This window comes from Stenotrophomonas sp. YJH_SMC_123, assembly GCF_059368215.1.
Genome location: NZ_JCAFRM010000002.1, coordinates 371,511 through 395,685 on the forward strand (window position 1 = coordinate 371,511; position 24,175 = coordinate 395,685).

Consider the following 24,175-nt stretch of genomic DNA (forward strand, 5'->3'; position numbering starts at 1 on the left):
CTGCCGCACCTGCTGCAGCGCCTCGCGCTGTGCCGCCGCCCCCGCCGGGATTCGAGCTGGAAGACATCCCGACGCTCGGGACCGTCCAGGCCCTTCCGCCGGACTTCTCCCAGGTCACCGGCAGCGTTTCCAGCACCGCCGACGGGCGGCAGGCTGACGGCTGGAAGGCAGGTATCCCGCGCGACTTGGCGTTCGGCGCTCGTTCGGTGCTACAGGGCATCGGAAGCCTGCTGGGTGCGGTTGGTGGCGACGCCCTCGGCGCGCTGGAAACGAAGATCACAGGCCGGCCTGTGGCCAGCTTCCGCGACAACGCCGCGACGCTGGGCGATGCCCTTGGGCTGCCCAAGGCACAGACCTCTGGCGATCGCGTCCTCGGTGACATTGGCGAGGCGCTGACCGGTACCGGCCTGACGTTGGGAGCCGGCGGCGCGCTGACTGCTGGGCGCTCGGTAGCCCCGGCTCTGGCGCGGGCAGTGCCGGCCCCGAATGTGGTCCCGACTCTTGGCGAGAAGGCCGGCGCGTTTCTCACTGCCCAGCCGGCATTGCAGGTGGCCAGCACGATTGCCGGCTCCGGCGCAGCAAGTGGCACGCGTGAGCTTGGCGGCGGTCCCGGCGCGCAGGCGATCGCAGGCCTCGCTGGCGGTCTTGCGCCCGGCTTCGTCCCGCGCCTGCCCACCTCCGGCGTGGGTTCGGCTGTGACCCAGAACCTGACCCGTCGCGCGCTGCGTGGATCGGACCCAGGTCGGCTGGAACAGACCCTCGGCGAGTTCGCGGAGGCCGGTGTACAGCCCAGCATGGGGCAGGCGACCGGCAATCGTGTCCTGCAGGCAACCGAGACCCTGCTGGGAAGCGTTCCAGGCTCGGCAGGCGTAGTGGATCGCTTCGCCCAGCGCCAGGCGGGTCAGTTCGGTGATCGCATCGATGAGATCGCCTCCTCGCTGGCTCCCGGTGGGCAGGCAGTCGACCCGGAAATGGCTGGCCTCGCAATCCGGCAGGGCATCGCCGGGCCCGGCGGCTTCAAGGAGACCTCCCGTGCAGAGAGCAATGCGCTGTACCGCGCGCTGGACGAACTGATCCCGCAGGACTCGCGCGTGGATATTTCCAATGTACAGGCCGCGCTGCGTGAGTTGAATCAGGCTATCCCTGGCGCTCCGTCTACCTCGCGCCTGTTCCAGAACGCACGGCTCGGCAGCATCGAGGGCGGCCTGATCGATGACACGCAGGGAGTGCAGGCGCTGCTGACCCAGCCCGGCATGCAGGAGCAGGCCGATGCCTACCGCGCCTATCTGCAGGCCCAGGCTCGTTCCGTCGAGATGGAGAATGCGCGCCGGAAGTCGCTGGGCATGACCGTGATGGAGCCGGTGCCGACGGCGGACCAGATCGAGCAGAACGTCATGGCCACCCTCGGCAACATGACCGACAACCGGCTGCCGTATGAAGCCCTGCAGAAGCTGCGGTCGTTGGTCGGCCGCGAGATCGACAACGCCAACTTCGGCAGCGACGTGCCGCGCAGCATGTGGCGGCCGGTGTATGCCGCCCTGAGCCGCGATATGGAGGAGGCCGTGAAGGCCACCGGCAACCCGAAGGCGGCCGAGGCCCTGACGAATGCCAACCAGTACCACGCGCGGTATGTGGACCAGCTGGAGAACATCGATTCCATCATCGGTGGCAAGAACGGCGAAGAGGCGTACCTGGCGGCGGTTCGAGGTGCCAAGGATGGCCCGAGCCGCATCCGGTCGATCATGCAGGCGTTGCCCGAGGAGCAGAAGAAGATCGTCAGCTCAGCCTTCATACGTCGGATGGGCCGTGCTGTCGAAGGGCAGCAGGATGCCGACGGCAATGTGTTCTCGATGAATACGTTCCTGACCAACTGGAACAAGACCAATGCTCAGGCCAGAAAGGAGCTTTTTGGCAGCTACGGTCCGGAGTTCGAACGCAACATGGAGACCATCGCCAAGGCCACGTCCCGGATCAGGGATGGTTCGAAGGTGTTCTCTAACCCTTCTGGTACGGGCGGGCGAGCAGCGCTTATCGGCCAAGTAGCCGGCACGAGCAGTGCAGCGGCGGCGTCACTGGCATCCGGGAATCCGGCAGTCGCCTTCATGGCCCTTGCTGGGTCGCTGGCATCTGCCGGCGGATCCAATGTTCTGGCCAAGGTGATGACGAGCCCGAAGTATGTGAACTGGCTGGCTCGAACGTCCGAGAAACCGACTGGCGAGCTGGTGAGTCAACTGCAGGTATTGCGCGGGATAGCGGAACGGTCGCGCGATCCTGAGGTTGCAGAATTGGCGGATCAGGTCATCGCCCAAACGCAAACACCAGAAGGCCAATAAGGCAAGTCACAGCGACCAGCCCCAAGGCGCCGGCAAGAGCCAGCATCGGCAACGGGCTGGCGCTGTTCTTGGCCAGCTCCTCGTCGCGCTTTTCTTCTTGGATGCGCGACCAGGACTTCCAGCTGAAGTAGTCGTTGGATTTCCAGCCTTTCATGCTGCTTCCTCAGCGCGCCTGCGCCGCCTTGATGCTGCCTTCGAGACTCGATCCCCGCACAGTTGCGGTCTTGTGGTACTGGCTGAACAGGATGCGTGCAGGTACAAAATCATCGTTGTGCTCGAACTTGATGCCACCCTGAGCTACGGCGTTCTTCTCCTGGCTGGGAGCCATGAACCCGAAAGAATCGTGCCTCCACTCGGCGGAGTAGATGACGCCGGGGGCGTTGTCCCCAGCATAGATGTGCACCAGGACCTTGACCGGAACCACCCTGCCGGCTGGCCACGTTCGTACCTCCTCAACCAAGAGTGGCGGAAGGTCATGAAACAGGGTCGAATCAGGAGTCATGGCGCGTGCCTCGGGTGGTGGGCGGATAGTAGCACCGGCCGCGAGGGCGGCCGGTGCTGATCGATTAAGCGACCTTACTGAACAATGGGGCGTCGCCGATCAGTTTTCCGCTCTGCCTTTCCTTCAGCCAGACCTGATAAGAGGGATACCTCACCTTTGCAGACCACGGAACTAGCCCCTGTCCGATCTCGGAGCCGTCCGGTCCGATGCAGTAGGTGGCATCGCTATCACCATAGATATGGCCCCAAATTCCGATGAGCCCCGCATTCCCAACACTGATCGCCCCGAGCGGTTCGGACTCAGGATTGGTTTCCAGCGGATGCGAAACGCGGATCTCCCATCCGTATTTCGGGTTCAGTGCCAGTACGTTGGAGTCCGCGAGCATCGTCATAACGCCAATACGATCTCCGGTGAGTGCCAGGACTTTCGGAACTACGTTTCCTTGCGCTCCGACAAGGCTGCAACGCAGCCACCATGCGTCGCGGGCATAGAGCAGGGCCCCCTCCGGCAAAACATCCGCCTGTTCGGGATACAGAACATCTACTGGAAAACTCATCACCATCTCCTTGGTAGCCCCGGCCAATCCAGGGCCCAGCGCATCGTAGCACTGACCAACGAATGCGGATGGGGCCGAGCGGACGTCCGCGGAATCAAGCGTCTTTCCCAGTCCCGCGGACTGCTGCCACAACGTCAAAGCCCTTCGGGTAGGCACCCTGTTTGGCAGTTTCGGCCGACACCTTCGTGAATGCACAGGCGGCTTCGATGGATTTTGCCGCTATCGCCGGGAAATCAATGATCGCGGTATGGTGAGTGGCGACTCTCGCAGCAGCAGCTACGAAAATCTCCTTTGCTAGCGCAAGTTCATCTTTGGTCATTTGGCTTCTCATCGGTAGTGAAATAGTGGGTGAGATCGGACAGCCCCAGTAGCAGTAGTGGTGGTAAATAGATCATGGGCAGGTCTGGTATCTCATCTCCATTTTACCGCCCGTCCTCCTAACCGCCTCCGTTGAAGCCGCCCGGTGCGGGGGTAGGGTGACCTCTCCTACCGAGAGGAGAGGTCACGTGTACAACAACAATCCGTACATCCCGTCATGGCGGCTGTGGGTCATTCACCTTGCGGCGAAATTCGCTGGCGTGCTGGTGCACGTGCAAGGAATGCCCTATGGAAGCCGAAGCAAGAGATTCATTGAAGCGAATGATCCGCAAGGCTGAGCGGCTGATCACTCCTCAATGGTTCTTTTAAGCCACGCACCATTTTGATCGCTGAATCCAGCCCAAGACGCTACGTCCAGCTTTGCCACGAAGACGTTATCGTTGCCATCAAGGCACTTCACCAGATCGTCTCTGATCTGAGGGGCCGTCTGGACACTTGAGATTATCCAGACGGACCCTTGCATGTTCCAACTCTTGGGGTATGCCTGGAGCTTCGTGCGGATGCACTCGTAGTTCTGCCCCATCTTGTGTAGGTCGTAACTGACCAAATAAGCACTCATTCCACTCTCCATGTTGGTGCCCCCTGTGGGCAGCCGGAATATAGCCTCGGCCCGTCTCCCAAATGTTGAGACTGCCGGCGTCCGTTGATGCTCCCGCCGCCCCGGGCAGCATGGCCCCATCACACATGGGGGCGGCTGTATGGCGCGCATCACAGCACAGGAGGCCGGCGGCCAGAACGTCGTGGCGTTCTTGGACATGCTGGCCTGGTCCGAAGGGACCGACAACGGGCGCCAGCCCACGAAGCACAACGGGTACGACGTCCTGGTGGGCGGGGGCCTGTTCACCGACCTCAGCAAGCACCCGGCCAAGCTGGTCCGGTTAAACGCGAAGCTGGCGTCCACCGCGGCCGGTCGATATCAGTTCCTGTCCCGCACCTGGGGCAACCTGCAGCGCCAGCTCCGGCTGCCCGACTTTGGCCCGCTGAGCCAGGACAAGGCATGCATCGAGCTGATCCGGGGGCGCAAGGCGCTGGACTCGGTCAAGGCTGGACAGTTCGACAGGGCCGTGGCGCTCTGCTCCAAGGAGTGGGCCAGCCTGCCGGGCGCCGGCTATGGCCAGCACGAACAGAGCTTGGAGAAGCTGCGCTCGGTGTACCAGAAGGCCGGCGGCAAAGTGGGCGGGAGCGCATGAGCATGGAAGTCCAGCCGAGCCAGGACGGCCGCACTCGTCTTTCACTCGGCCCGGTCGAGAAATGGATCGTTGGCGCTTTCGCCAGCTTCATGATCGCCGGCGGCTACTGGCTGATCAGCTCGATGCAGGCCGTGCTGACGCAGCAACAGGTCACGAACCAGCAGATGGCCACCGTGCAGCAGCAGCTGCAGACGTTCAACACGCAGCTGGCCGACGTGCCGGCGCTGAAGCTCGAACTGGCCAAGCAGGCCGTGCAGGTCGAGCAGAACAAGCAGGACATCAAGGAGCTGAAGCAGCTCAGGGGGCTGAAGTGAAGGACCGATTTAACTGGCGAGGGGTTGCCGGTCGGGCCAGCACTTGGCTGGCCACTGTTGCGGCGGCTGCGGCTGCTGCCCTTGGCGCCTACGCGCTGATGCCGGAGCGCGCACAGAATCTGTTTCCCGAGTGGGGTCTGATCGTGCTGGGCGGCCTGGCCGTCGGCGGCGCCTTCCTGGTCCCGGTGGCCACCAGCTTCAAGCAGAAACCGAGGAGCGGCCGCCGTGCTGATCCCTGACCCGCTGGCGCCCTACGCGAAGTTGATCCGCCTTGGCCTGTGGTGCTTGCTGGCCGGTGGCTTGTACGTGGCCGGCTGCCAGCGCGGCGAGGATCGCCAGGCTGCGGCCGACCGGGAGCAGATCGGCGCGGTACAACGCCAGCTCGATGGCGCGCGCGCCGAGGCGGCCGAGAACCTGCGCGCGGCTGATGCCGCCGGCCAGCTCCTGCAGGAGGTCAACCGGCAGACCCAGGCATCGATCGACGCCGCCGAGGTCGCGCGCAAGGCAGCTGCTGCTGCAGCGACCCGGGCCGAAGCGGCAGCGGCCGAGGGTCAGCGCCGGGCCACCGCAGCCGAGAAGGCGCTGCAGGCCGCAAAGTCCACGCCGGCATGCCGGTCACAACTGGAGATGGAGCTGTGCAGCTCAATTCCTTTGCTCTGATCGCCGCAATGCTACTGACCGGCTGCGCACACCAGCCCGAGCGGCCGAAGCTGCCCGAGAAGGTCCATGTGACCGTGGAGAAGCTGGTCCCGGTCGATGACCGGCTGACGCAGCCGTGCCCGGCAACCCGGGCAGCATCGCGCACAGTCGAGGCGGTGGTCAGTGCGTACAACGCCAACCTGGTCGCCTTGCAGGACTGCAACACCCGCATGGGCGAGATCCGCGCGCTGGGGCGGTAATGGCCAAGAAGCGCGTCCCGCTACACCAGAATCCCCGCGGCTTCGTTGATGTCGACCCCGACGCGACCAATGGCGCCCAGGTAGGCGTGAATCTGCGTGGGCCCGATGGCCAGATCCTGACCGCGGCGCAGGTGATCAACCCCACCGGCAGCAGCAGCGGCGGCCCGAGCAGCATCGCGTCGACCATCTGGAAGCTGATCAGGGAAGTCCCGTCCAACATCCAGAAGCTGGCCGCGCTGATCGGCGCAGGCTTCGCCGCGAGGCAGAGCAACGGTGATTGGGCGTTGCGGTCGCTCCAGGAAGGTACCGGTATCGACATCGCCAACCCCGACGGCGATGCAGGGAACCCGACGATCGGGCTGGAGGACGTCGCGAACTCGGGTACTGGCACGCTCCTGGCGATCTCCCGAGACGGAAAGGGCAGGGTGACAGGAACACGGCCGGCCACCATCACGGGGACCGCAGGCCGAGTCGCAGTCACCAACGGTGATGCGTCTGCTGGGTTGCCTACGATTGATCTTGCCCCGGTTGCCGACTCTGGTGCTGGTGTCCTACTGGCGATCACCAAGGACGCCTATGGGCGTGTAACCGGAACCCGCCAGGCGACGATTACTGGCACCGCGCAGCAGATCAATGTCGCCAACGGCACTGCAGCCGCTGGCTTGCCGACGCTGTCGCTGGCAGCGGAAGTGACTACCTCGCTCGGAAAGGCTGACACCGCACTGCAGCCCGGGGCAGCGCACAACACAGCCCTCTCCGGCCTGCAAGGCGGGTCGTCGACTGAGCGGTACCACTCGACTGCAATCCAGAACTCCAGCCTCGCAGCCGTGGCTGTATCGGGGGAGATCTGCGGCCTGCAGATGGTATGGAACAGCGGAACCTCGATCACCTTCACCAGCGGATTCGCGGCGATCCAGTCGCTTGGAGGGCTGCTTTCCTTCCCGTCGCCGATTACCAAGGCTGGGCTATCCCTATCCGCCAGCACCTGGTATCACGCCTACGGCTATTCCAACGCAGGCACGCCGGATGTTGAGATTGTGACCACGGCGCCTGCTTCTACGGCGTTCAGCGGCTCCGCCCGGTCGAAAGCTGGCGACACATCGCGGCGTTACCTGGGTAGCCTGCTGACTGATGCAAGCGGCAACATCTACCGATTCGGTCAGAACGGCGATGAGATCAACTACGTAGTCAACCTCGTCGCTCCGTTCCGCGTGCTATCCGGTGGCATGGCGACCACGCGCACCAACGTTGCTCTCTCTGGAGTGATCCCGGTGACGTCCAATTACGTCATCGCCAATACGATCAACAATGCCGATCAACAGGTTTTCATCGACATCCCGGAGATTGGGAACTCTGGAGCCGCGTCGCGATACACCTGCTTGGCGAACCAGCGAACACCAATCCACGCCTTTGTGGCAAGTCGGACGCTCCAGTACTTGTATGGTGTTTCGCCAGTTGGATCTGGAGCGTTCATTGACGTGTGGGGGTACAGGTTTGAGCGCTAACCTCTATGCGATAACCAGCAGCAGCGCGAGGGCCATCGAAGAAGGCATGCCACTGTTTGCTGGGGAAACGGTAGTCAGCGAAGTCCCGGCATTTCTGGTGGAGAGAATCCGTGCCGAAGATGCCAGGGAACAGCGACGTTTGGCTCTCCGCGCGACTGATTGGACCCAGATGCCCGATGCGCCACTGACCGCGCTGGAGAGGGCGGCGTATCAGACCTACCGGCAGGCGCTCCGTGACCTGCCTTTGGCTCCTGGCTTCCCGGACGTGCCTTGGCCGACGCTTCCGACGATCAAGGAAGGTGCTGCAGATACTGGTGAGGGCGCTGTCTACCCCTGATTGCTAGGCGACCTGCTGCAGCAGATCCTCGCGGTTGTTTCGCGGCGTGTTCACCGCGCGGCTGACGCGGTACGCCTCCATCGCCGGCGGCTCGCTAGCCAGCAGCATTGCCATAGCATCGTCGGGGCTTGCGGCCATCCAGTCATCGATCTGGTTGGCCTGCAGCCAGACCGGCATGCGGTCGTGGATGTCGGCCGAGACGCCGCTGCTGTCGCCGGTGATGATGGTGAAGGTGCCCAGGTTGCCGTCGGGCAGCAGCGGGCTGGTGTCCTCCCACAGGCCTGCGGCCAGCAGCGGCCCGGTGGCGTGGATGAACCAGGGGTCCTTCTTCTCATCGATCGGGCTCACCGACCACTCGTAGTAGCCGGCCATGGGGATGACGCAGCGGCGCTTCTTGAACGCCGACCGGAAGGCCGGTTTGGTGGCCACCGTCTCGATCCGGGCGTTGATGGTTGAGCCCTGTAGGCCTTTGGCCTTGGCCCAGAACGGCAGCAGACCCCACGCCAATCGGGTCACCTGCCGGCCTTCGCCCCTGTCCAGAATCACCGAGGCGCGCTGTGTCGGCGCGAGGTTGTAGCTCGGCTGGATCTCGGCCAGGCCGGCTGGCCGAAGTCGATCACGGGGAGCTGGACGAATCGGCCGCACATGGCCGGAGGGTAGCCCTGCCGGCCGTGGCCGGGGCGTGATCCCGAACGGTTCAGCCGGTGAACGATCCCTTGTCGCAGCGTTTGCGACCGCCGGCCGTATCCTTCCGGCCATGCGCTCTTCCCACGGCTTCCGCACCGCCCCGATCCCCTCTGGCTGGGTCCAGACCGGCGAGCGCTGGGCGCTTTGGTACAACGGCCGGGAGACGGCCGGCGTCGAACCCGATGGCGGGCCTGGGGTGCGCCTATGGCTGGAAGGCCACAAGTTTTGGGAAGTGAAGGAAGTCCGCGCGGCCAACGTCCGGCAGGCGAAGCGGTACGCCGAGCGCTGGTGTGCGGCCAGGCTCTATCCCGATATGCCCCTGCGCCAGGCAGTCGCCCGGCTGACCGACAGCACGCCGATCCAGCCGCCGCCGCCGCTGCCCGGCCTGCCGCCGACCCGTGAGCAGCAGCAACAGGCTCGGCGTCTGGCCGAGGCAGGAGCGAAGGAGGTCGAGCGGATCAAGGCGGCGCTCGAACCTCGCAAGCCGCCGACAGAGACGAAACCCCGCGCGAGGGACGTCCGCACCAAGGCGTGGGTGAGGGCAGGGCTGCAGCAGATGCGCCGCGGCGTGTAGGCCGGGCGGGCTGCACCCTATTGGCGCGTAAGTGATTGATCGGATTGGGGGGCAATCTGCACTTTTGGGACGCCGTGCGAAGACCTGAAACCCTTACAGATCAACGGGATGGGCCAATCAGTAACGATGCCTGGGGGGCAGAGGGTCGTCGGTTCGAATCCGGCCGTCCCGACCACTGTGATGAATCAAGAAGCCCGCGCAGCGATGCGTGGGCTTTTTTGTGCGTGCGGTGTATGCTGCGCGCCACTCGTACTACCGCGGCTGCTGAACCCGGTACTCACGAGAACACATCATGGATTCTGCAAGAAACCGTGCCTGGCGTCGCAGCCAGGCTCGCAACCGTGGTGGCGACCGCGCCACGACCGCCTACAGCTACAAGCCCGAGAAGAACTGGAAGCTGCTGTATACGCGCGATGCCAAGCTCGCGCGCGCACGCCAGCTGGGCTTCACCTATCCGGTCCTCAGCGCCCGCCAACTGCAGGAACAGGAATGATCAACCTGCTGTTCGTCTGCAGCCGCAACCAGCTGCGCAGCCCGACCGCCGAAGCCATGTGGCGACGGCGACCCGGCTTCGCTGCGCTGTCGGCCGGCACCAGCCCGCATGCACGACGCCCCATCGGCCCGGCGGATATCCGCTGGGCCGATGTCATCTTCGTGATGGAGGCCAAGCACCAGCATCGCCTGCAGGCCGCCTATGCGCGCCTGCTGGAATACAAGCGCCTGCATTGCCTGGATATCCCCGACGACTATCGCTGCATGGATCCGCTGTTGATGGACCTGCTGGATGCAAAGGTGACCACGTATCTCGATCAGCTGCCGGCAAAGCGGTAGAGCAGCTCCGGATCGCCTTCGTCCAATCCGTGCACGATGCCGCTGTCGATGAAACCCGAAGCGGCGAGCAGGCGTTGCATGCCGGTATTGGAAGCATTGGTCGAAGTGAACAGCCTGCCGTGGCCGTGCAGCGCGATGGCATGGCGCAGCAGGGCGGCGCCGACGCCCTGGCTGCGTTGTTCGCGCGCCACCATCAGCATCTCGACGAAGGCTTCGCCGAAGAAGTGATGGTGGATGACCAGGTAACCGGCCAGCTGGCCGGCCCATTCGGCCACGTGCATGCCACCACGGGCCTGCCAGTCGCTGATCTGCCGTGCGCGTTGCGGATCGTGGACCGCAACGCTGTCGAGCGCGATCAACGCGGAAACGTCGGCGGGCATTGCCTCGCGGATGTGCAACATCGTCGAGGAGGGATCGGGCGGCACCATCGAAGGCTCCTGGGCTGGGTGCGCCCAGTCTATCGATCGCGTCGGCCGTGTCTGCGCATCCGCCACAGCCAGCGTGTGGTCGGCAGTCAATACACACGGAACTCGGCACGGCAGCCGTCGCTGACCCACACGCCGCGGCGGTCCCAGCCCCAGTTGCGATCCTCGACGCACGGTGTCACCGACTTCTGCTTGACCAGGCGTACCTCGTGGCGCACACGGATGCGGCATTCCTTGTCCTTCTGCTCGTAGGACTCGCAGACAGGCGCTCGCCATCGTCATCGCGGTCACGGTCCCGGCCGCGCCCCGGCCAGCGGCCGCGTCCCTGTCCGTCGGCCACGAACTCGGCGCGACAGCCGTCGGTGACCCAGAGCATGCGGCGGCTCTGGCCCCAGTTCTGGTCCTCTACGCAGCGGGTGACCGACAGCTGCCTGGCCAGGCGCATGCGGCCTTCGATCGGGCACTGCTGGGTCTTGTTGAACTGCGATTCGCAGCGCAGCGGCGCAATGGGATCGCTGTCGTAATCCTGGGCGGCCACCGTGGTGGCGGCCAGCAGCAGGGCCAGGGTGGGGAGGGCAATCGGCAGCAGCAGGCGATGGGTCATGGGGGGGCCTCGGCAGGGGAACGGGCCGCAAGAATGGACCAGCCCGGGGCCATCGGAACGGATCGTTCCGGCGTTGGCTCAGTGGGGATTTAGTAGTGTGCACCGGCCCATGCAGAGCCTTACATCCCTTATCATCGCGGCACATCCGATCGCATCGGCTTACACCTTCTTACATCTCTCCCACGCTTGCCGGCCCAGCCTGTGGCTGCCGTCACTGGCGTGCAGCCGGCGTGTGGAGGAGGATGCGCGGACCACGACGACCACAGGGGGTTGCGTTGATCAGCAGTACCGTCATTCATCGCTCGGCTGGCGCAGAGGCCGGGCAGGTGCGTGTCCTGGACACCACGTTCAAGGGCAAGCATGTGTTCATTGCGTGGGGCCTGCGCGGGCCGGAACTGGCCCGCAGCGCGGACCCGCCCGCCACCGTGGCTGCGCGCAAGGCGCTGCATGCCGTGGCCGGCCACAGCGAGGGACCGCGCAGCCCGGAGGTGTTCATCGCCAACCAGTCGGCAGTGGCGATTACCGTCTATCGGCTGCTGACCGAGGCGCGTTCGGGCGATGCCATCTTCTTCCTGTGTGATTCGCAGGCCGTGGTCGACTGGTTGATCACCGCACTGGAAGTGCAGGGCGAAGACTGACAGCGCGCAGGGTCAGGCCAGTGCCGCATCCACCGCCGCCAGGGCGTGCAGGGTGGTGGTGTCGAACAGCGGCACCGGGCTGTCCTCGGCGCGGACCAGCAACATGATTTCGGTACAGCCGAGGATGATCGCTTCGGCGCCGCGTGCAACCAGGCGCGCGATCACGCCGGCGTACGCCTGCCGCGAATGCTCGCTGACCACGCCGCAGATCAGCTCCTGGTAGATGATGTCGTGCACGCTGCGGCGATCATCGGCCTCCGGAACCAGTACCTCCAGCCCGAAGCGGTCCTGCAGCCGGTCGCGGTAGAACGCCTGCTCCATGGTGAAGGCGGTGCCGAGCAGTCCCACCTTGCGGATGCCGGCCTGCAGGATCGCCGCGGCGGTCGGGTCGGCGATATGCAGCAGGGGCAGCGGGCATCCGGCTTCGATCCGGCCGGCCAGCGTGTGCATGGTGTTGGTGCAGATCACCAGCAGCTCGGCACCACCGGCCTGCAGCCGCCGTGCAGCATCGAGCATGTGGTTGCCCAGCAGATCCCATTGGCCGTCGTGCTGCAGCTGCTTGATGCCGGCGAAATCCACCGACCACAGCAGCAGTTGCGCCGAATGTGCGCCACCGAGGCGATGCCGCACCGCCTCGTTGATGAGCCGGTAGTACTGCGCCGAGCTTTCCCAGCTCATGCCGCCGATCAGGCCAAGGGTCTTCATGCACTGCTCCAAGCCAGAGACGGCCATTGCAGCACAGATGGCAGTGGCGCTGCCGTGCACGGGCGCCGGCATCTGTAACCGTCGCATCCACCGCCCGCTGTATGTGCCGCGTCCTGCATGGGTGCCCTATGCTGGTGCCGTCTTCTGAAGTGGAAACCGGCAATGGCCCTGCATACCTGGTGGTGGTTCCTGGCCACGGTCTTCGTGCTGTGCGGGACGCCCGGGCCGAACATGCTGCACATCCTCGGGCGCAGCGTCGGGCTGGGGTTCCGTGGCAGCGTGCCGGCCATGGCCGGCTGCCTGCTGGCGATGCTGCTGGTGCTGGCCGCATCCGCTGCGGGCCTGAGCGCGTTGCTGCACTCCTCGCCGATGCTGTTCGAAGTGCTGCGCTATCTCGGTGTGGCCTACCTGGCCTGGCTTGGCATCAAGGCGTGGCGTGACAGTTGCCGCCCGGCACCCGCGGTGGCCGATGCTGCCGAGGTCACACTGGCGCCGGTACATGGCGCAGCGACGGTATTCCGTGGCGGCCTGTGGGTTGGCTTGAGCAACCCCAAGCTGTTGTTGTTCGCCGCGGCGTTCCTGCCGCAGTTCGTTGATCCGTCGCGTAGCCAGGCCGTGCAGTACAGCGTGCTGGTGGCGACCTTCGCGGCCTGCGAACTGTTCTGGTACGTGATGTACGCCGCCGGTGGCCACGGCCTGCGTCGTTGGCTTGCAAAGCCATTCGCACGGCGCTGGTTCGAGCGGCTGGTGGGAAGCGTGTTCCTGGCCTTCGCGGTGGCGCTGCTGCGCTTCCGGCCGCGCTGATTCACGCCGCACACGCGGCCTTTTCACGATTGCCGCATCGGCTGCGGCCTAGCCTGATCACACCGTTTGCGTTCCCTGCGGGGTAAGGACTGACATGATCAAGTGGGCCATCATTTTCGCCATCATCGGCATCATCGCCGGCGTGCTGGGCTTCGGCGGCATCGCCGGTGCCGCTGTGGGCATCGCCAAGTTCCTGTTCTGGGCCGGCATCATCATTGCCGTGGTGCTGTTCCTGATCGGCATGAGCGTGGCGAAGAAGGTCAGCTAGCACCTGTCGCGCAGCAGCGTGTTCAGTGCGCGCTGCTGCGCGAGAACAGGTTGATCACCAGCACGCCGGCGCAGATCAGCGCGATGCCGGCCAGCGCAGCTGCATCCAGCCGCTGCTTGAACACCACCAGGCCGATCAGCGAGATCAGCACGATGCCGACGCCGGACCAGATCGCATAGGCGATGCCGGTCGGCACCGACTTCATGGTGACCGACAGCAGGTAGAAGCACAGCCCGTAGCCGACCAGCGCGCCCAGTGTCGGCCACAGCCGGCTCATGCCGTCCGAGGCCTTCAGCAGCGACGTGGCAATCACTTCCAGCACGATGGCGGCGGCCAGGTAGATATAGGGGTTCATCGCGGGCTCCGGGTCACTGCGGGTCGCACAGCTTGAGGGCCTGCTCGGCCATCGCCAGCGCATTGAGGCGCTCTGCTTCGTCCAGCGGCCGACCATAGGCGGCGGCCCAATAGCCATCGGCCGCGCAGCGTGCCGCGTACAGGCGCGGATCGCCGGCTTCGCCGGGGAACTCGGCCAGCATCGCGCGCTTCCAGTCGCGCCAGTGCGCCAGCAGGGCCGGCTCCATCAGGTTGCCCAGGGTCAGGCCGACGTCGTTGTCCTGTTCCTGCTGCAGCAGGTGCTCGAAGTTGGCCCGCACATAGGCGCGGCTGAAGCAGCCGTGGCCGGGCGTGCCGTCCTGCAGGAGCGCGCGCACACGCGCCTCGAATTCGCCGATGAGTGCGCCGATGGCTTCATCGACCAGTGCCTGCTTGCTGCTGAAATGGTGGAACAACGCGCCCTTGCTGACCCCGGCCACGCGCGCGACATCCTGCACGGTCAGTGCCGCCAGCCCGTGCTGGCCAATCACGGCAATGGTGGCGTGCAGCAATGACTGGCGCACGCTGTCGGGCGCTTTGCGCCGCGAGCGGGGAGGGGGCGAGGACATGATGGGAAGAAACCGACTGGACGGTATGATTGTAGCGCAGCCGGATCGCGTCACCGGCGCGACCATCGGCCACCGCCCGGTGGGAGCCGGATCAATCGTCGATGCGTGCGAAACGCGCCTGCGGGCCGTGTTTGCCTGGGACCTGCTCGACGAACATCGGGTAGGGGCGTACCCACAGGCCACCTTCGCCGTAGAGTGCGCGGTACAGCACCAATGGTTCCAGCGTCTCGCTGCTGCGGACGATGTCGATCACTTCGTATTCGCCGCCCTTGAAGTGGCGATACCGGCCACGGGCGAGGTCGGGCAGGGGACTCAGCTCAGCCATGACGGGTCGTGCTCACTTGCGCGCCGGGCTGGCGGGCGTGGCGCAGTACGCGTCGATGGCCTCGGCGCTGTTGGCCAGGCCGTGTGCCTGTGCCAGCTCCCAGGGCCGCTCGCAGCGCTGGCTGTGTTCGCACCACTGGTAGCCGGCCGAGCCGATGCAGCCGTGCGCGTCGCGATCGCCGCCTACCTTGGGCATGGTTGTCGAAGGCTTGCCGTCGGCACGCGGGGCTGCATTGTCCGGGCTCGCGCATGCGGCCAGAACCAGCAGCGCTGGAATCAGAAGAAGCACCTTCATGCGCGAGCTCCGTGCGTAAAGCAACATTCTCTGTCGCAAATAGCCCGTCAGCAAGCGCTCAATGCACGGCGGCGCGGACCAACTCTTCGATCAGAATCAGATAGCTGGCCACGAAATAGAACTTCAGCAACGTCGAACGCTGGTGCGAGAAGAAGGTGCGCATGTGGAAGGGGCCCCTGTTGATGATGGTAGTGTGAAGCCCAGCTGACTCCGTGACAAGGATCACGGAATGAACGAGCTAAACGGACTCAGGGATGTGATGAGGGTGGGGTTCTGACGCATTGGCGCGGACTTTTCGTACTTTTCTGATGGGACCACCCTGATGGCATGGCTAGGGTGACGGCATCAGCAGAGGCTCTGGTGCCCCCTGCGCCTATCCCAGAAGGAGCGTCCCATGGTCATTACCGTCAAGTGCAGTGCCGCGCAGTGGTCCCTGTTGGATCCGGCCGCAGGCGTCGCCGAAGCATTCAACTCCGGGGCCGCAGCGTTCGATGCCGCGGTTGGCCTGGCCAGCGCCCACCATCGCCGGACCGGCCAGGGCAGCACGGTGCGCGTGGAGGCGCTGGGCAGTAGCGTGGATGCCGTGCATTTCGAGGCGATGGCGACCGCCTCCGGGCCGGTTACCGGTTTGCGTCCTGCGCCGGTGGCGTAACGCCGGAGGATCCCCCGCGCAGTGCCTGGCTTACGACATGGCACAGCCACGATGGATTCACCGTTTTGGCATAGACATGACCGATCTGTGCCGGCAGGGCGCGATCCTGCAGTACGCGCAAGGGCTGTTGGACCAGCACGAGGATGAGCAGATCCCCGCGCAGGCAGCAGATGCGGCGCAGCAGGGGCATGCCGTCGGCCTGGCCCACAGTCGGCATGCAGGGATCGATGATCAGTACGTTGCAGCGCGGGCTGGCGATCTGGGTCAGAACCTCTGCGGGCGAGCGCGCTTCGCCGAGGGTTCTGCCGTCCAGATGGGGCCGGAGTCTGCGTATCAGTTCGCGTCGGATCCAGGGGTTTGCATCGGCGATGACGAGGGAGGGGAGGGGGGACGGCCGGCTTTCGCAGGCGCCACTGCCTGACTGGAGCGGCAAAGCGTGAACAGCTTGAAGTATCTGCATGGCAGGCTATGGATTGCCGGGGCCACAGCCTTTGGGCAGGAGGTCGTAATAGGGGATGGCAGTCCAGCAGCGCCATTCATGGCTGCCCGAATCCCTGATCAGCATCAGGTTGTTTCGCCATGTCCCCACGTTGTAGCCGGTATCGAACCGCAGCAGGCAATCGATTTCCAGGTCGCCATCTGGACCAATTCTCGTCGTGATGGTTTCACAGCGCTCGCTGCTCTCCGGCAGGCCCAGCTTGCGGTTGTCTGAGCCAAGGAGATCACCTCCTTCGGCCAACCAAGCCTCCACTCCCGCCTTCCCACCGGCCAGTTCGGCCAACGCCGCCGCCAGCTTGGCTTTGGTAGAGAACTTCTTGTATTGCGGAACTGCGATCAGGGAAAGAACTGCAATGATGGCTACGACCACCATGAGTTCGACCAGAGAAAACCCTCGTTGCCGATGTGTACGCCTCACCGCGTGGCCGGCTCTTGAGATTTTCTTTTTCATAGGATCCTCCATGAGGAAATCAACTTTGAATCGCGGCCGGCGCACACAATGGGAGAGACTCGCGCAACTGGATACAGGCCCGGCGATCTATGTAGGGGCTTACGCGTGCGATCAGTTCATGCAGGCCTGGGGAAGGAGGCTCCGGTCCGGAATGTCGCCCTTGCAGAGCCAGGCTCCCTGCCAGTCGCGATCCAGGGTCAGGCTGCCACTGCCGATTGCAGCGTCGCTCTTGAGCTCGCAGTTGATGCTCGTAGCTCCATTCGTGACATCGCTTGTCACCGTAATCCAGGTACAGCGGGAGCTTGACTCGGGCAAGCCAATCGATTCCGGCGAGGTGATCGTGCTGTCTTCGGCGAGGAGTGATTCAACGCCGACTTTTCCACCGGCGACTTCTGCGAGGGCAGCGGCCAGCTTTGCCTTGGCCGAGAACCGCTGATACTGCGGCAGGGCAATCATCCCCAGAATACCGATGATCGCCACCACCACCATGAGTTCAATAAGGGAAAAGCCCTTCTGCCGGGATGCGCTTTTGCCTGCGTGGCGTGTACGGCCGATTTCGGTATTCATGACAATCCTCTGTGGCGTGGTGGTTTCGTTGGTCTGGCCCCGAAACAAGCATTCGTGGCGCAGTCATAGGAAATCACGTGCACGGCAGTGGGTATATTCAAGAACTGGTAAAGTTGAACGTGTTGAATGGCAGCGCGACTGTTTTGCGAATAATCAGAAAGTGCGCCGCAATTGCGTTGGGCATGGCACAGGCACTGCCTGCACATCGGCCATGCCCGCATTGCATCGCCATTCTCCGGCAGGGGTTCGCCACCATTGCAGGCGGCCGTCCTGGCGCAGATCACAGGTCAGCACTGCGCGGCCGGTGTCGGGGAGCGCGGCGCGCAGGTGCGCGCAATGCGCGGCGCTGGCAGGCAGACCCAGGTGCTGGTCGGTCACGGTGAGATCACCTCTGGCGTAACTGCTTTCCACGGCGGCGATGGCGCCGCCCAGCACGCTGGCCGCGTCGCGCGGCCGGGTGCGGCCGGTAGCGTCATCTGCCGAGGGCGCGCACAACAGTAGCGCGTAGACGGCTGTCAGTCCGGCGACGATGCAGACCGACGCCCAGGGCCGGTAGTGGCGGGGGCGACGTGCCGCCTGTGTGGTTGATCGAGGGCGCATGGAGGGCGGCTCCCGTTGTCGAGAAGGGCGCGCGGTGCAACCACAGGCCGGGGCCGCTCTCCCCAGAGCAGCCCCGGCATTCGCATCCCCTGGCTATCGTTGTCGTGCGCTACAGCGCCAGCGAGCTTTCCACGTCCAGCACCATGCGCCGGGCGAGAGCAAGATTGGCCTTCTGCCGATCCAGCACCACATAGAAGAACAGGCCCTTCTTGGCCGACACCGGGCGCAGCACGTGGTACGCACGACCCAGGGTGATCAGCATGTCTTCGATGTTGTCGTTGAGTTTGAGCGCTTCGGCCGTTTTCATCTTGGCGCGCAGCACCTCGGTGTTTCCAGCGGCCGCCAGTTCCATGTCCACGCCTGAGCCGGCTTCACCCAGCAGCATGCCGCTTTCGTAATCGACCAGGGCAACGGCTTGTGCGCCGTTGATCTGCATGAGCGTGTCCAGGCATTTGTTGATGGCGATATTCATTTCAGTGGTCCGTTGCGGGTGTGAGGAGTTGAAGAGCCGTCTGATCAGTGAGAGAGGCATGCATCAGTTCGGGTTGTCGGCCAGGGCACGCACGCACTGCTTGGCATGCCACAGCACGTTGCCGATGACACAGCTGTGGTCGCATGCGGTCATCAATAGGCGGGGCTGTGCTCCGGGAATGGCAAGCATCAGAACCTTGCCGTTGGCGGCATCGAGGATGAGTGTGTCGAGTTCGCCAAAGTGCAGTTCGCGGCCCAGCGCGCTGGCCAGGCCGAGCATCGAACTGGTCATCGCGGCCAGACGATCGGCGACATGGCCTTGCGGGCCGGCCTGGGCCAGTGCAAAACCATCGGTGCTGGCAACGACGAGGGCCTGGATGCCGGTGACGTCGCGTGCCAGGGCATTCAGTGCCGAAGCGTGGCCGATGTCATTCATGGGCGGCCGCCATGGCATTGCATTCGATCTGGCTCATCAGCAGATCCATCGTGGTGATGGCCTGCGCCATGTCGCGTGGGTCCAGCGGCAACGCCGGCAGGTGCGGTGCGTGGTCCTGCAACCAGTCCTGCCAGTGCGGCTGTACCGGGTCATCGGTGCTGCCGCACCGGGTGAAACCGATGACCACGGGCAGGCCCGGCGCGTTGTCTGCGATGGCCTTCAGGTGCTGCCCCGCCAGCGTACTGTCCTTGCTGGCGCTGCCATCGATCAGGACGATGGCGCCTTCGGCACCGGCCAGCAGGATCGGCCAGATGTACGAGAAGCGCTCCTGTCCGGGCGATCCATACAGGCGCAGGCGGTCGCCACCCGGCAGGTCGATGTCGCCATAGTCCATGGCTACGGTGGTGTACTGCTTGCCCACGGCAGGGTCGGTATTGCGGGCCTCGGTCACTACGGCCTTGCCCCGGGTCAGGGTCTGCACGAGGGTGGACTTGCCCGCGCCAAGTGGGCCCATCACTACGATCTTGTGCTCACGCACGGTCATGCACTCCAGCGGATGCGAAGTTGTCGCCACAGGTTGACGAGGCCATCGGTGGGCGAGGGGCGCACGGGTGCGTCCTCGCCTACGACGGGAAAGGCATAGGCGGTGAGAAACGCCGCATTGAAGAACGACTGCACGGTACGGCGCGGCAGGTCGAGGAGGTCGCAGCACGCCTGCACGGATGCGCCTTGCTTGATCAGCAGCGCGCACAGCCGGAAATGATCCGGCCGATGGGCCAGGATGCGGAAATCCGGCCAGCGACGAAGGCGCAGCTTCGCGCTCTCGTGCAGGGTAGGCATCGGCGCGTTGTGATCAGCCGTGGACAGGCCGACGTTCCACAGGGTCGGGCGTAGCGGGATGTTGCTGGACACTGTCGCGCGCTGCATGAACACATCCTGGGTCACCGGCACCAGACTCAGCGGGGGATCCTCATCGCGCAACAGCCTCTGCAGCAGCGTCAGGGTGATCGGCGCTGGCGCAGTGGTCATCATCCGGTCGTTCCTGGCATCCAGCCAGCACACCGTGGCCTCGCCGTGGATGATCGCGGCATGGGCCGGCCGCCGTGACGGCGTGCTGTCGCTTGCTAGGTGCAGGCGCAACTGCTGTACGAACGGCAATGCTGCCGTCGGCAGTGTTGCCGGTGCCAGCGGCGTTGGTTCAAGTGGTCCTTGCAGATCCTCAAACGATTGACGACGGAATCGGACCATGGGGTGTCCAGCGCAGCGAGTAATCGGAGATGGATATGTAAGCGGCCTTTCCGGATTTCTGGAATGAAACTATTGGGAAATTTCACGCGCGGCGTTTGTTTATGATCGCGAATGCAAATAATGGAAACGGGCTGGCGATTCTGCTTGAATGAAATCAATTGCAGTGGATCATTGTTAAGTTGACGTTGCCCGGAATGATTACTAGGGTTTTTGCTGCGCATTGCGGCGTGACTATTTACGGGTAATCAGCATGCTCACTCGAATTGCCATCGCGGACGACCATCCTCTGATCCTGCTTGGTACGCGCATCGTGATCGAGGCTGGTGGGCGCCATCGCGTGGTGGCAGAGGCGCGGTGTGCAGAAAGCCTTATGTCGATCCTGGCCGAAGAAGTCGTTGATCTGGTGGTGACTGATTTCTCGATGCCCACTGGGGGGCGCTCGGATGGCCAGTCGATGCTGCAGGCGTTGAGTCGCAATTACCCCAAGGTGCCGGTGATCCTGGTCACGATGGTCACCAATGCCACGACCTTGAACATGGCCATGCGCACGGGTGTGCGGGGACTGGTGTGCAAAAGCAGTGGCGTGGATGGCGTTCGCAAGGCGGTCGATGCCGTGCTGAGTGGCGGGATCTACCTGGACCCCGAGCTGGCGCCCTGCCTGCAGGACTCCGGGCGTGAGCGATCGCTTTCAGTACTGTCGCCCAAGGAGCTGGAAGTTCTGCGGCTGTATGTGTCGGGGCCTTCGATCACAGAGATCGCCGGGCAGCTGCGGCGCACCGTCAGTACCATCAGCCGGCAACGCATTTCGGCGATGAGGAAACTGGGCATCAGCAATGATGCCGAGCTGTTCGCCTATGCGTTCGAGGAACGCCTGGGCAATGCCGGTGGCATGGCCAGTGGGGCAGCAAACGGGGGGCCATGAGCTCACGGCGGTCCAGTCAGGTCCGGTTGCGTTGTTTGAATGGGGAAAAACTGCCGTTGCGCTCCCCTCTGTGCGCCGGGCCGTGAATCCCGGATGCTTGCGCCATCGTATTCATCTGGAGATCTCGATGGGCAAGGCACTCACTTGGCGCACCCTGGCCTGCACCCTGTTGCCGATGCTGGCGGCGGCCGGCGGCGCCCAGGCGCAGAGCTATGGCTACGGCTATGACGACGACCGCTATGGTGGCCGCGATGGCAGCGGCATCGTGCGCTGCGAGTCGGTCAAGAATCGCAGCAATGAGTGCCGCCTGGACGGCCGCGCGCGGTTGATCCGCCAGTTGTCCGGTTCGCCCTGTGTGGAAGGTGAGACCTGGGGCCAGTCGCGCAACGGCGTCTGGGTCACGCAGGGGTGCCGTGCCGAATTCGTCGGTGAATACCGCCGCGGTGGCGGCTGGGGTGGCAATGGTGGCGGCTGGGGCAATGGCAATGGCAACGGATGGGGCGGCGGCGATGTGGTCACCTGCCATTCCAATGGACATCGGCAGGAGTACTGCGATGCGCGCATCCGCCGGGGCGTGCGCCTGATCCGCCAGGACTCACGCAGCGCCTGCATCGAAGGCCAGAGCTGGGGCTGGGATCGCCGCGGCATCTGGGTGAGTGATGGCTGCCGGGCGCAGTTCCAGGTGAACTGACCTTTACGGGTTCAGCCCATGAAAATCAGAATAATCTGATACAGCTCACATTTTGAACGCCGTATTGTCTGCGATCAGGGCACGTTGCGTGCCCTGAATTCCAGCGGTGCCGTGTGCCATAACCGGCATGGGCATCCCGCCGCCGTCGATACGCTGTCTCAAGGAGTGAGCTGCATGTTGATCCGCCTGCAATGCGAACAGCGCCAGTGGCGCGTGCTGCATCCGGACCGGCCGGAGCCGATCGAGTTCCGCGATGGCGCCCGCGCCTACGACTTCGCCGAGACCCTGGCCCGCCTGCACTTTGTCGACACCGGTCAGCGTGCGGCCGTGCGCGTGGAAGCCAGCGGCGCATTCGTCGAAGCGGTCAGTTACGGCTGAGCGCGGGTGCCTGCCAAGGCAGGCACCCGGAATTCCATCATCCACGCATGGCGTGGATCTACGCGTTGCGAGCCTGGAGGGTGCGGACGCTGTCCGCGCCCATTGCGCCCTGTGTGGATCTACCGGGTGGTGATCGGCCTCAGCCTGCCGCGCTGAGCGGCGGGGTGCCTGCGGCGAGCTGCGGCCAGCGCTTGAGCACAGCAGCGCGGATGCCGGCGGCGTCGATGCCGGCTTCGGCCAGCAGGTCTTCGCGGCTGGCATGGTGCTGGTAGCTGTCGGGCAGCCCCAGGTGCAGGATCGGACGCAGCACGCCTTCGGCATTGAGCAGTTCACCAACACCGGAGCCGGCACCACCGGCCACCACGTTGTCTTCGATCGTCACCAGGCCCTCATGCTGGGCGGCGACAGCCAGCACCAGCTCGCGGTCCAGCGGCTTGATGAAACGCATGTTGACCACGCTCAGGCCCAGTTCGCGACCGACCTGCTCGGCGGCGGCCACGGTGCTGCCGAAGGCGAGCAGGGCAATGCGGCTGCCCTGCAGGCGCAGTTCGCCCTTGCCGATCGGCAGGGTCGACAGGTCGGTGCCGGCTGCAACGCCGGTGCCGGTGCCGCGCGGGTAGCGCACGGCGGCCGGGCCCGGGTGCTGCAGGCCGGTGCTTAGCATCTGCCGGCACTCGGCTTCGTTGGACGGTGCCATCACCACCAGGTTCGGCACGCAGCGCAGGAAGCTCAGGTCGAGGTTGCCGGCGTGGGTCGCACCGTCCGGGCCGACCACGCCGGCGCGGTCAATCGCGAACAGCACGTCCAGGTCCTGGATGGCCACGTCATGTACCAGCTGGTCGTACGCGCGCTGCAGGAAGGTCGAGTAGATCGCCACCACCGGCTTGCCACCCTGGGTAGCCATGCCAGCGGCGAGGGTGACCGCATGCTGCTCGGCAATCGCAACGTCGAAATAGCGCTGCGGGTATTCCTTGCTGAAACGCACCAGGCCGGAGCCTTCGCGCATCGCCGGGGTGATGCCGTACAGGCGCGGCTCGGCGGCGGCGGCATCGCACAGCCAGTCGCTGAATACATCGGTGTAGGTCGGCTTCTTGGCCCCGGCCTTGGCCACCAGGCCCTTGTCCGGATCGAACGGGCCCACGGCGTGGTAACCGATCTGGTCGCCTTCGGCCGGCTCGTAACCCTTGCCCTTGGTGGTCATCACATGCAGCAGCTTCGGGCCCTTGGAGGCGCGCAGCGTCTTCAGCGTGGACAGCAGGGCGGGCATGTCGTGGCCGTCGATCGGGCCGGTGTAGTGGAAGCCCATTTCCTCGAACATCGTGGAAGGCACGAACATGCCCTTCCAGTGTTCTTCCCAGCGCTTCACGAAGCGTGCCGGATTGTTCTTCTTGTCACCGAGAATCTTCTTGCCGCCTTCGCGCAGCGCGTTGAGCGTGCGGCTGCCGGTGGCGCGGCCCAGCATCTTGGTCAGGCCGCCCACGGCCTCGGAGATCGACATGTTGTTGTCGTTGAGGATCACCAGCAGGTTCGGCTCCGGCTCCATGCCGCCAGCGTGCATCAGCGCTTCGAACGCCATGCCGGCGGTCATCGCGCCGTCACCGATCACCGCCACGATCTTGCGGTCGTCGCCTTCGGACTGGCGGGCGATGGCCATGCCCAGTGCGGCCGAGATCGAGGTCGAGGAGTGGCCGACACCAAAAGTGTCGTACTCGCTTTCCTCGCGCTTCGGGAACGGCGCGATGCCGTCCTTCTGCTTGACGGTGTGGATCTCGTCGCGGCGGCCGGTCAGGATCTTGTGCGGGTAAGTCTGATGGCCGACGTCCCAGACCAGCTGGTCGTGCGGTGTCTGGTACAGGTAGTGCAGGGCCACGGTGAGCTCGATCACGCCCAGGCCGGCGGCGAAGTGGCCGCCACTCTTGCCCACCGATTCAATGAGGTAGGCGCGCAGTTCGTCGGCAACCGCCCTCAATTCGGATTCGTCGAACGTGCGCAGGTCATCCGGCGTCTGGATGCGCGCGAGGCGGGGATAGCGGGCAGAGTCGATCATCATGTTCGCACTTTTTCTGAACGCCCATTTTCGCCCTCAAACGGGGGTGGGGCAAGCAAACGCCGCCGTCCGTGACAGGACGGTGAGGGTTGCATTTTCAGGCG

The 24,175-nt window shown here is 64.6% G+C and carries 40 protein-coding genes and 1 pseudogene; 20 read left to right on the forward strand and 21 right to left on the reverse strand.

Annotation, left to right across the window (positions count from 1 at the left end):
• Window positions 1–29: 29 nt before the first annotated feature.
• A complete protein-coding gene (locus AC5P5W_RS06630) occupies window positions 30–2,333 on the forward strand; it encodes a hypothetical protein (protein WP_495220982.1) in 2,304 nt (767 codons plus the stop codon).
• On the opposite strand, the gene AC5P5W_RS06635 is transcribed toward AC5P5W_RS06630, so the two are convergent.
• The 4 genes from AC5P5W_RS06635 to AC5P5W_RS06650 all read right to left on the reverse strand — a co-directional run bounded on the left by AC5P5W_RS06635 (window position 2,299) and on the right by AC5P5W_RS06650 (window position 3,710).
• Window positions 2,299–2,487, reverse strand: a complete 189-nt coding sequence (locus AC5P5W_RS06635; RefSeq protein WP_495220983.1) for a hypothetical protein — start codon at window positions 2,485–2,487, stop codon at window positions 2,299–2,301. The two genes, AC5P5W_RS06630 and AC5P5W_RS06635, sit on opposite strands and share 35 nt — an antisense overlap.
• 9 nt (window positions 2,488–2,496) lie before the next feature.
• Window positions 2,497–2,835 (reverse strand): hypothetical protein, encoded by a 339-nt coding sequence (locus AC5P5W_RS06640; protein ID WP_495220985.1) that lies wholly within the window; start codon window positions 2,833–2,835, stop codon window positions 2,497–2,499.
• 64 nt (window positions 2,836–2,899) lie between these two features.
• A complete protein-coding gene (locus AC5P5W_RS06645) occupies window positions 2,900–3,391 on the reverse strand; it encodes a hypothetical protein (protein ID WP_495220986.1) in 492 nt (163 codons plus the stop codon).
• A 94-nt stretch (window positions 3,392–3,485) separates the two neighbouring features.
• Entirely contained in the window at window positions 3,486–3,710 is a 225-nt protein-coding gene (locus AC5P5W_RS06650; protein WP_111007565.1) for a hypothetical protein, read from the reverse strand.
• Window positions 3,711–3,897: 187 nt separating this feature from the next.
• On the opposite strand from AC5P5W_RS06650, the gene AC5P5W_RS06655 reads away from it, so the two are divergent.
• Window positions 3,898–4,047, forward strand: coding sequence for a hypothetical protein (locus AC5P5W_RS06655; RefSeq protein ID WP_279936281.1), 150 nt, complete (start codon window positions 3,898–3,900; stop codon window positions 4,045–4,047).
• A gap of 8 nt (window positions 4,048–4,055) precedes the next feature.
• On the opposite strand, the gene AC5P5W_RS06660 is transcribed toward AC5P5W_RS06655, so the two are convergent.
• Window positions 4,056–4,328, reverse strand: a complete 273-nt coding sequence (locus tag AC5P5W_RS06660) for a hypothetical protein (protein WP_253133000.1) — start codon at window positions 4,326–4,328, stop codon at window positions 4,056–4,058.
• A 139-nt stretch (window positions 4,329–4,467) separates the two neighbouring features.
• Between AC5P5W_RS06660 and AC5P5W_RS06665 the strand changes: the two genes are divergently transcribed.
• The 7 genes from AC5P5W_RS06665 (at window position 4,468) to AC5P5W_RS06695 (ending at window position 8,014) form a co-directional block, all read left to right on the forward strand.
• Complete coding sequence (locus AC5P5W_RS06665; protein ID WP_495220987.1) at window positions 4,468–4,959, forward strand: glycoside hydrolase family 24 protein; 492 nt, start codon at window positions 4,468–4,470, stop codon at window positions 4,957–4,959.
• Entirely contained in the window at window positions 4,956–5,273 is a 318-nt protein-coding gene (locus AC5P5W_RS06670; RefSeq protein ID WP_495220988.1) for a hypothetical protein, read from the forward strand. Before AC5P5W_RS06665 ends, AC5P5W_RS06670 begins: the two co-directional genes overlap by 4 nt.
• 98 nt (window positions 5,274–5,371) lie before the next feature.
• Window positions 5,372–5,512 (forward strand): hypothetical protein, encoded by a 141-nt coding sequence (locus AC5P5W_RS06675; protein ID WP_197644254.1) that lies wholly within the window; start codon window positions 5,372–5,374, stop codon window positions 5,510–5,512.
• Window positions 5,499–5,933: a hypothetical protein gene (locus tag AC5P5W_RS06680; RefSeq protein WP_495220989.1), complete on the forward strand. Its 435-nt coding sequence runs from the start codon at window positions 5,499–5,501 to the stop codon at window positions 5,931–5,933. The genes AC5P5W_RS06675 and AC5P5W_RS06680 overlap by 14 nt, the downstream gene beginning before the upstream one ends.
• Complete coding sequence (gene lysC, locus AC5P5W_RS06685) at window positions 5,909–6,172, forward strand: Rz1-like lysis system protein LysC (RefSeq protein ID WP_197644247.1); 264 nt, start codon at window positions 5,909–5,911, stop codon at window positions 6,170–6,172. The genes AC5P5W_RS06680 and lysC overlap by 25 nt, the downstream gene beginning before the upstream one ends.
• On the forward strand, window positions 6,172–7,677 hold the full coding sequence (locus AC5P5W_RS06690) for a hypothetical protein (protein ID WP_495220990.1): 1,506 nt from the start codon (window positions 6,172–6,174) through the stop codon (window positions 7,675–7,677). Before lysC ends, AC5P5W_RS06690 begins: the two co-directional genes overlap by 1 nt.
• Before the next feature lie 46 nt (window positions 7,678–7,723).
• Window positions 7,724–8,014 carry a tail fiber assembly protein gene (locus AC5P5W_RS06695; RefSeq protein WP_495220991.1) on the forward strand — a complete coding sequence of 97 codons (291 nt, stop codon included), beginning with the start codon at window positions 7,724–7,726 and terminating at the stop codon, window positions 8,012–8,014.
• Between the two features lie 3 nt (window positions 8,015–8,017).
• Here the strand turns inward: AC5P5W_RS06695 and AC5P5W_RS06700 are convergent, their stop codons facing one another.
• Window positions 8,018–8,773, reverse strand: a complete 756-nt coding sequence (locus tag AC5P5W_RS06700; RefSeq protein ID WP_495220993.1) for an SOS response-associated peptidase — start codon at window positions 8,771–8,773, stop codon at window positions 8,018–8,020.
• On the opposite strand from AC5P5W_RS06700, the gene AC5P5W_RS06705 reads away from it, so the two are divergent.
• The 3 genes from AC5P5W_RS06705 (at window position 8,772) to AC5P5W_RS06715 (ending at window position 10,106) form a co-directional block, all read left to right on the forward strand.
• Window positions 8,772–9,275 carry a hypothetical protein gene (locus AC5P5W_RS06705; protein WP_495220994.1) on the forward strand — a complete coding sequence of 168 codons (504 nt, stop codon included), beginning with the start codon at window positions 8,772–8,774 and terminating at the stop codon, window positions 9,273–9,275. The two genes, AC5P5W_RS06700 and AC5P5W_RS06705, sit on opposite strands and share 2 nt — an antisense overlap.
• A gap of 292 nt (window positions 9,276–9,567) precedes the next feature.
• A complete protein-coding gene (locus tag AC5P5W_RS06710) occupies window positions 9,568–9,768 on the forward strand; it encodes a hypothetical protein (protein ID WP_014647847.1) in 201 nt (66 codons plus the stop codon).
• On the forward strand, window positions 9,765–10,106 hold the full coding sequence (locus AC5P5W_RS06715) for a low molecular weight protein tyrosine phosphatase family protein (RefSeq protein ID WP_014647846.1): 342 nt from the start codon (window positions 9,765–9,767) through the stop codon (window positions 10,104–10,106). The genes AC5P5W_RS06710 and AC5P5W_RS06715 overlap by 4 nt, the downstream gene beginning before the upstream one ends.
• Here AC5P5W_RS06715 and AC5P5W_RS06720 read toward each other — a convergent pair.
• Complete coding sequence (locus AC5P5W_RS06720; RefSeq protein ID WP_032957620.1) at window positions 10,085–10,534, reverse strand: GNAT family N-acetyltransferase; 450 nt, start codon at window positions 10,532–10,534, stop codon at window positions 10,085–10,087. The genes AC5P5W_RS06715 and AC5P5W_RS06720 overlap by 22 nt on opposite strands.
• 86 nt (window positions 10,535–10,620) lie before the next feature.
• Window positions 10,621–11,135 (reverse strand): annotated as a pseudogene (locus AC5P5W_RS06725) (DUF3011 domain-containing protein).
• 242 nt (window positions 11,136–11,377) lie between these two features.
• Between AC5P5W_RS06725 and AC5P5W_RS06730 the strand changes: the two are divergent.
• Window positions 11,378–11,773: a hypothetical protein gene (locus AC5P5W_RS06730; protein ID WP_032956187.1), complete on the forward strand. Its 396-nt coding sequence runs from the start codon at window positions 11,378–11,380 to the stop codon at window positions 11,771–11,773.
• 12 nt (window positions 11,774–11,785) lie between these two features.
• On the opposite strand, the gene AC5P5W_RS06735 is transcribed toward AC5P5W_RS06730, so the two are convergent.
• Entirely contained in the window at window positions 11,786–12,478 is a 693-nt protein-coding gene (locus AC5P5W_RS06735) for an aspartate/glutamate racemase family protein (RefSeq protein ID WP_032956186.1), read from the reverse strand.
• 162 nt (window positions 12,479–12,640) lie between these two features.
• Here AC5P5W_RS06735 and AC5P5W_RS06740 point away from each other — a divergent pair, with 162 nt between their 5' ends.
• Together AC5P5W_RS06740 and AC5P5W_RS06745 are read left to right on the forward strand one after the other, a co-directional pair.
• The gene (locus AC5P5W_RS06740) at window positions 12,641–13,282 is read left to right on the forward strand and encodes a LysE family translocator (protein WP_014647842.1); all 642 of its coding nucleotides are present in this window, start codon (window positions 12,641–12,643) and stop codon (window positions 13,280–13,282) included.
• A gap of 94 nt (window positions 13,283–13,376) precedes the next feature.
• A complete protein-coding gene (locus AC5P5W_RS06745) occupies window positions 13,377–13,550 on the forward strand; it encodes a DUF1328 domain-containing protein (protein ID WP_005417836.1) in 174 nt (57 codons plus the stop codon).
• Window positions 13,551–13,572: 22 nt separating this feature from the next.
• On the opposite strand, the gene AC5P5W_RS06750 is transcribed toward AC5P5W_RS06745, so the two are convergent.
• From AC5P5W_RS06750 to AC5P5W_RS06765, 4 genes are all read right to left on the reverse strand, one after another.
• Complete coding sequence (locus AC5P5W_RS06750; protein ID WP_014647841.1) at window positions 13,573–13,905, reverse strand: SMR family transporter; 333 nt, start codon at window positions 13,903–13,905, stop codon at window positions 13,573–13,575.
• A gap of 13 nt (window positions 13,906–13,918) precedes the next feature.
• The gene (locus AC5P5W_RS06755) at window positions 13,919–14,491 is read right to left on the reverse strand and encodes a TetR/AcrR family transcriptional regulator (protein WP_197574286.1); all 573 of its coding nucleotides are present in this window, start codon (window positions 14,489–14,491) and stop codon (window positions 13,919–13,921) included.
• A 91-nt stretch (window positions 14,492–14,582) separates the two neighbouring features.
• Entirely contained in the window at window positions 14,583–14,816 is a 234-nt protein-coding gene (locus AC5P5W_RS06760) for a DUF1653 domain-containing protein (RefSeq protein WP_014647839.1), read from the reverse strand.
• A gap of 12 nt (window positions 14,817–14,828) precedes the next feature.
• Window positions 14,829–15,110, reverse strand: coding sequence for a hypothetical protein (locus AC5P5W_RS06765; RefSeq protein ID WP_014647838.1), 282 nt, complete (start codon window positions 15,108–15,110; stop codon window positions 14,829–14,831).
• A gap of 394 nt (window positions 15,111–15,504) precedes the next feature.
• On the opposite strand from AC5P5W_RS06765, the gene AC5P5W_RS06770 reads away from it, so the two are divergent.
• A complete protein-coding gene (locus AC5P5W_RS06770; protein ID WP_061478083.1) occupies window positions 15,505–15,762 on the forward strand; it encodes a hypothetical protein in 258 nt (85 codons plus the stop codon).
• 76 nt (window positions 15,763–15,838) lie between these two features.
• Window positions 15,839–16,183 (forward strand): hypothetical protein, encoded by a 345-nt coding sequence (locus tag AC5P5W_RS06775; RefSeq protein ID WP_414616454.1) that lies wholly within the window; start codon window positions 15,839–15,841, stop codon window positions 16,181–16,183.
• Window positions 16,184–16,228: 45 nt separating this feature from the next.
• Here the strand turns inward: AC5P5W_RS06775 and AC5P5W_RS06780 are convergent, their stop codons facing one another.
• The 7 genes from AC5P5W_RS06780 to AC5P5W_RS06810 all read right to left on the reverse strand — a co-directional run bounded on the left by AC5P5W_RS06780 (window position 16,229) and on the right by AC5P5W_RS06810 (window position 20,033).
• On the reverse strand, window positions 16,229–16,711 hold the full coding sequence (locus tag AC5P5W_RS06780; protein ID WP_100450361.1) for a pilin: 483 nt from the start codon (window positions 16,709–16,711) through the stop codon (window positions 16,229–16,231).
• 111 nt (window positions 16,712–16,822) lie between these two features.
• Window positions 16,823–17,278 carry a pilin gene (locus AC5P5W_RS06785; RefSeq protein ID WP_495220995.1) on the reverse strand — a complete coding sequence of 152 codons (456 nt, stop codon included), beginning with the start codon at window positions 17,276–17,278 and terminating at the stop codon, window positions 16,823–16,825.
• Window positions 17,279–17,431: 153 nt separating this feature from the next.
• Entirely contained in the window at window positions 17,432–17,878 is a 447-nt protein-coding gene (locus AC5P5W_RS06790) for a pilin (protein WP_169410973.1), read from the reverse strand.
• A gap of 109 nt (window positions 17,879–17,987) precedes the next feature.
• Window positions 17,988–18,350 carry a hypothetical protein gene (locus AC5P5W_RS06795; RefSeq protein WP_041863646.1) on the reverse strand — a complete coding sequence of 121 codons (363 nt, stop codon included), beginning with the start codon at window positions 18,348–18,350 and terminating at the stop codon, window positions 17,988–17,990.
• A 63-nt stretch (window positions 18,351–18,413) separates the two neighbouring features.
• On the reverse strand, window positions 18,414–18,785 hold the full coding sequence (locus AC5P5W_RS06800) for a roadblock/LC7 domain-containing protein (RefSeq protein WP_164077551.1): 372 nt from the start codon (window positions 18,783–18,785) through the stop codon (window positions 18,414–18,416).
• Entirely contained in the window at window positions 18,778–19,329 is a 552-nt protein-coding gene (locus tag AC5P5W_RS06805; RefSeq protein WP_164077552.1) for a GTP-binding protein, read from the reverse strand. The genes AC5P5W_RS06800 and AC5P5W_RS06805 overlap by 8 nt, the downstream gene beginning before the upstream one ends.
• Complete coding sequence (locus AC5P5W_RS06810) at window positions 19,326–20,033, reverse strand: hypothetical protein (protein WP_080053000.1); 708 nt, start codon at window positions 20,031–20,033, stop codon at window positions 19,326–19,328. The genes AC5P5W_RS06805 and AC5P5W_RS06810 overlap by 4 nt, the downstream gene beginning before the upstream one ends.
• Window positions 20,034–20,283: 250 nt before the next feature.
• Here AC5P5W_RS06810 and AC5P5W_RS06815 point away from each other — a divergent pair, with 250 nt between their 5' ends.
• The 3 genes from AC5P5W_RS06815 (at window position 20,284) to AC5P5W_RS06825 (ending at window position 22,024) form a co-directional block, all read left to right on the forward strand.
• A complete protein-coding gene (locus tag AC5P5W_RS06815) occupies window positions 20,284–20,955 on the forward strand; it encodes a response regulator (RefSeq protein ID WP_041863644.1) in 672 nt (223 codons plus the stop codon).
• A 127-nt stretch (window positions 20,956–21,082) separates the two neighbouring features.
• Window positions 21,083–21,646, forward strand: coding sequence for a DUF3011 domain-containing protein (locus AC5P5W_RS06820; protein ID WP_032956176.1), 564 nt, complete (start codon window positions 21,083–21,085; stop codon window positions 21,644–21,646).
• A gap of 174 nt (window positions 21,647–21,820) precedes the next feature.
• Window positions 21,821–22,024, forward strand: a complete 204-nt coding sequence (locus tag AC5P5W_RS06825; protein WP_005417823.1) for a hypothetical protein — start codon at window positions 21,821–21,823, stop codon at window positions 22,022–22,024.
• Between the two features lie 139 nt (window positions 22,025–22,163).
• On the opposite strand, the gene dxs is transcribed toward AC5P5W_RS06825, so the two are convergent.
• On the reverse strand, window positions 22,164–24,071 hold the full coding sequence (gene dxs / locus AC5P5W_RS06830) for a 1-deoxy-D-xylulose-5-phosphate synthase (RefSeq protein ID WP_032956193.1): 1,908 nt from the start codon (window positions 24,069–24,071) through the stop codon (window positions 22,164–22,166).
• Window positions 24,072–24,175: the final 104 nt, after the last annotated feature.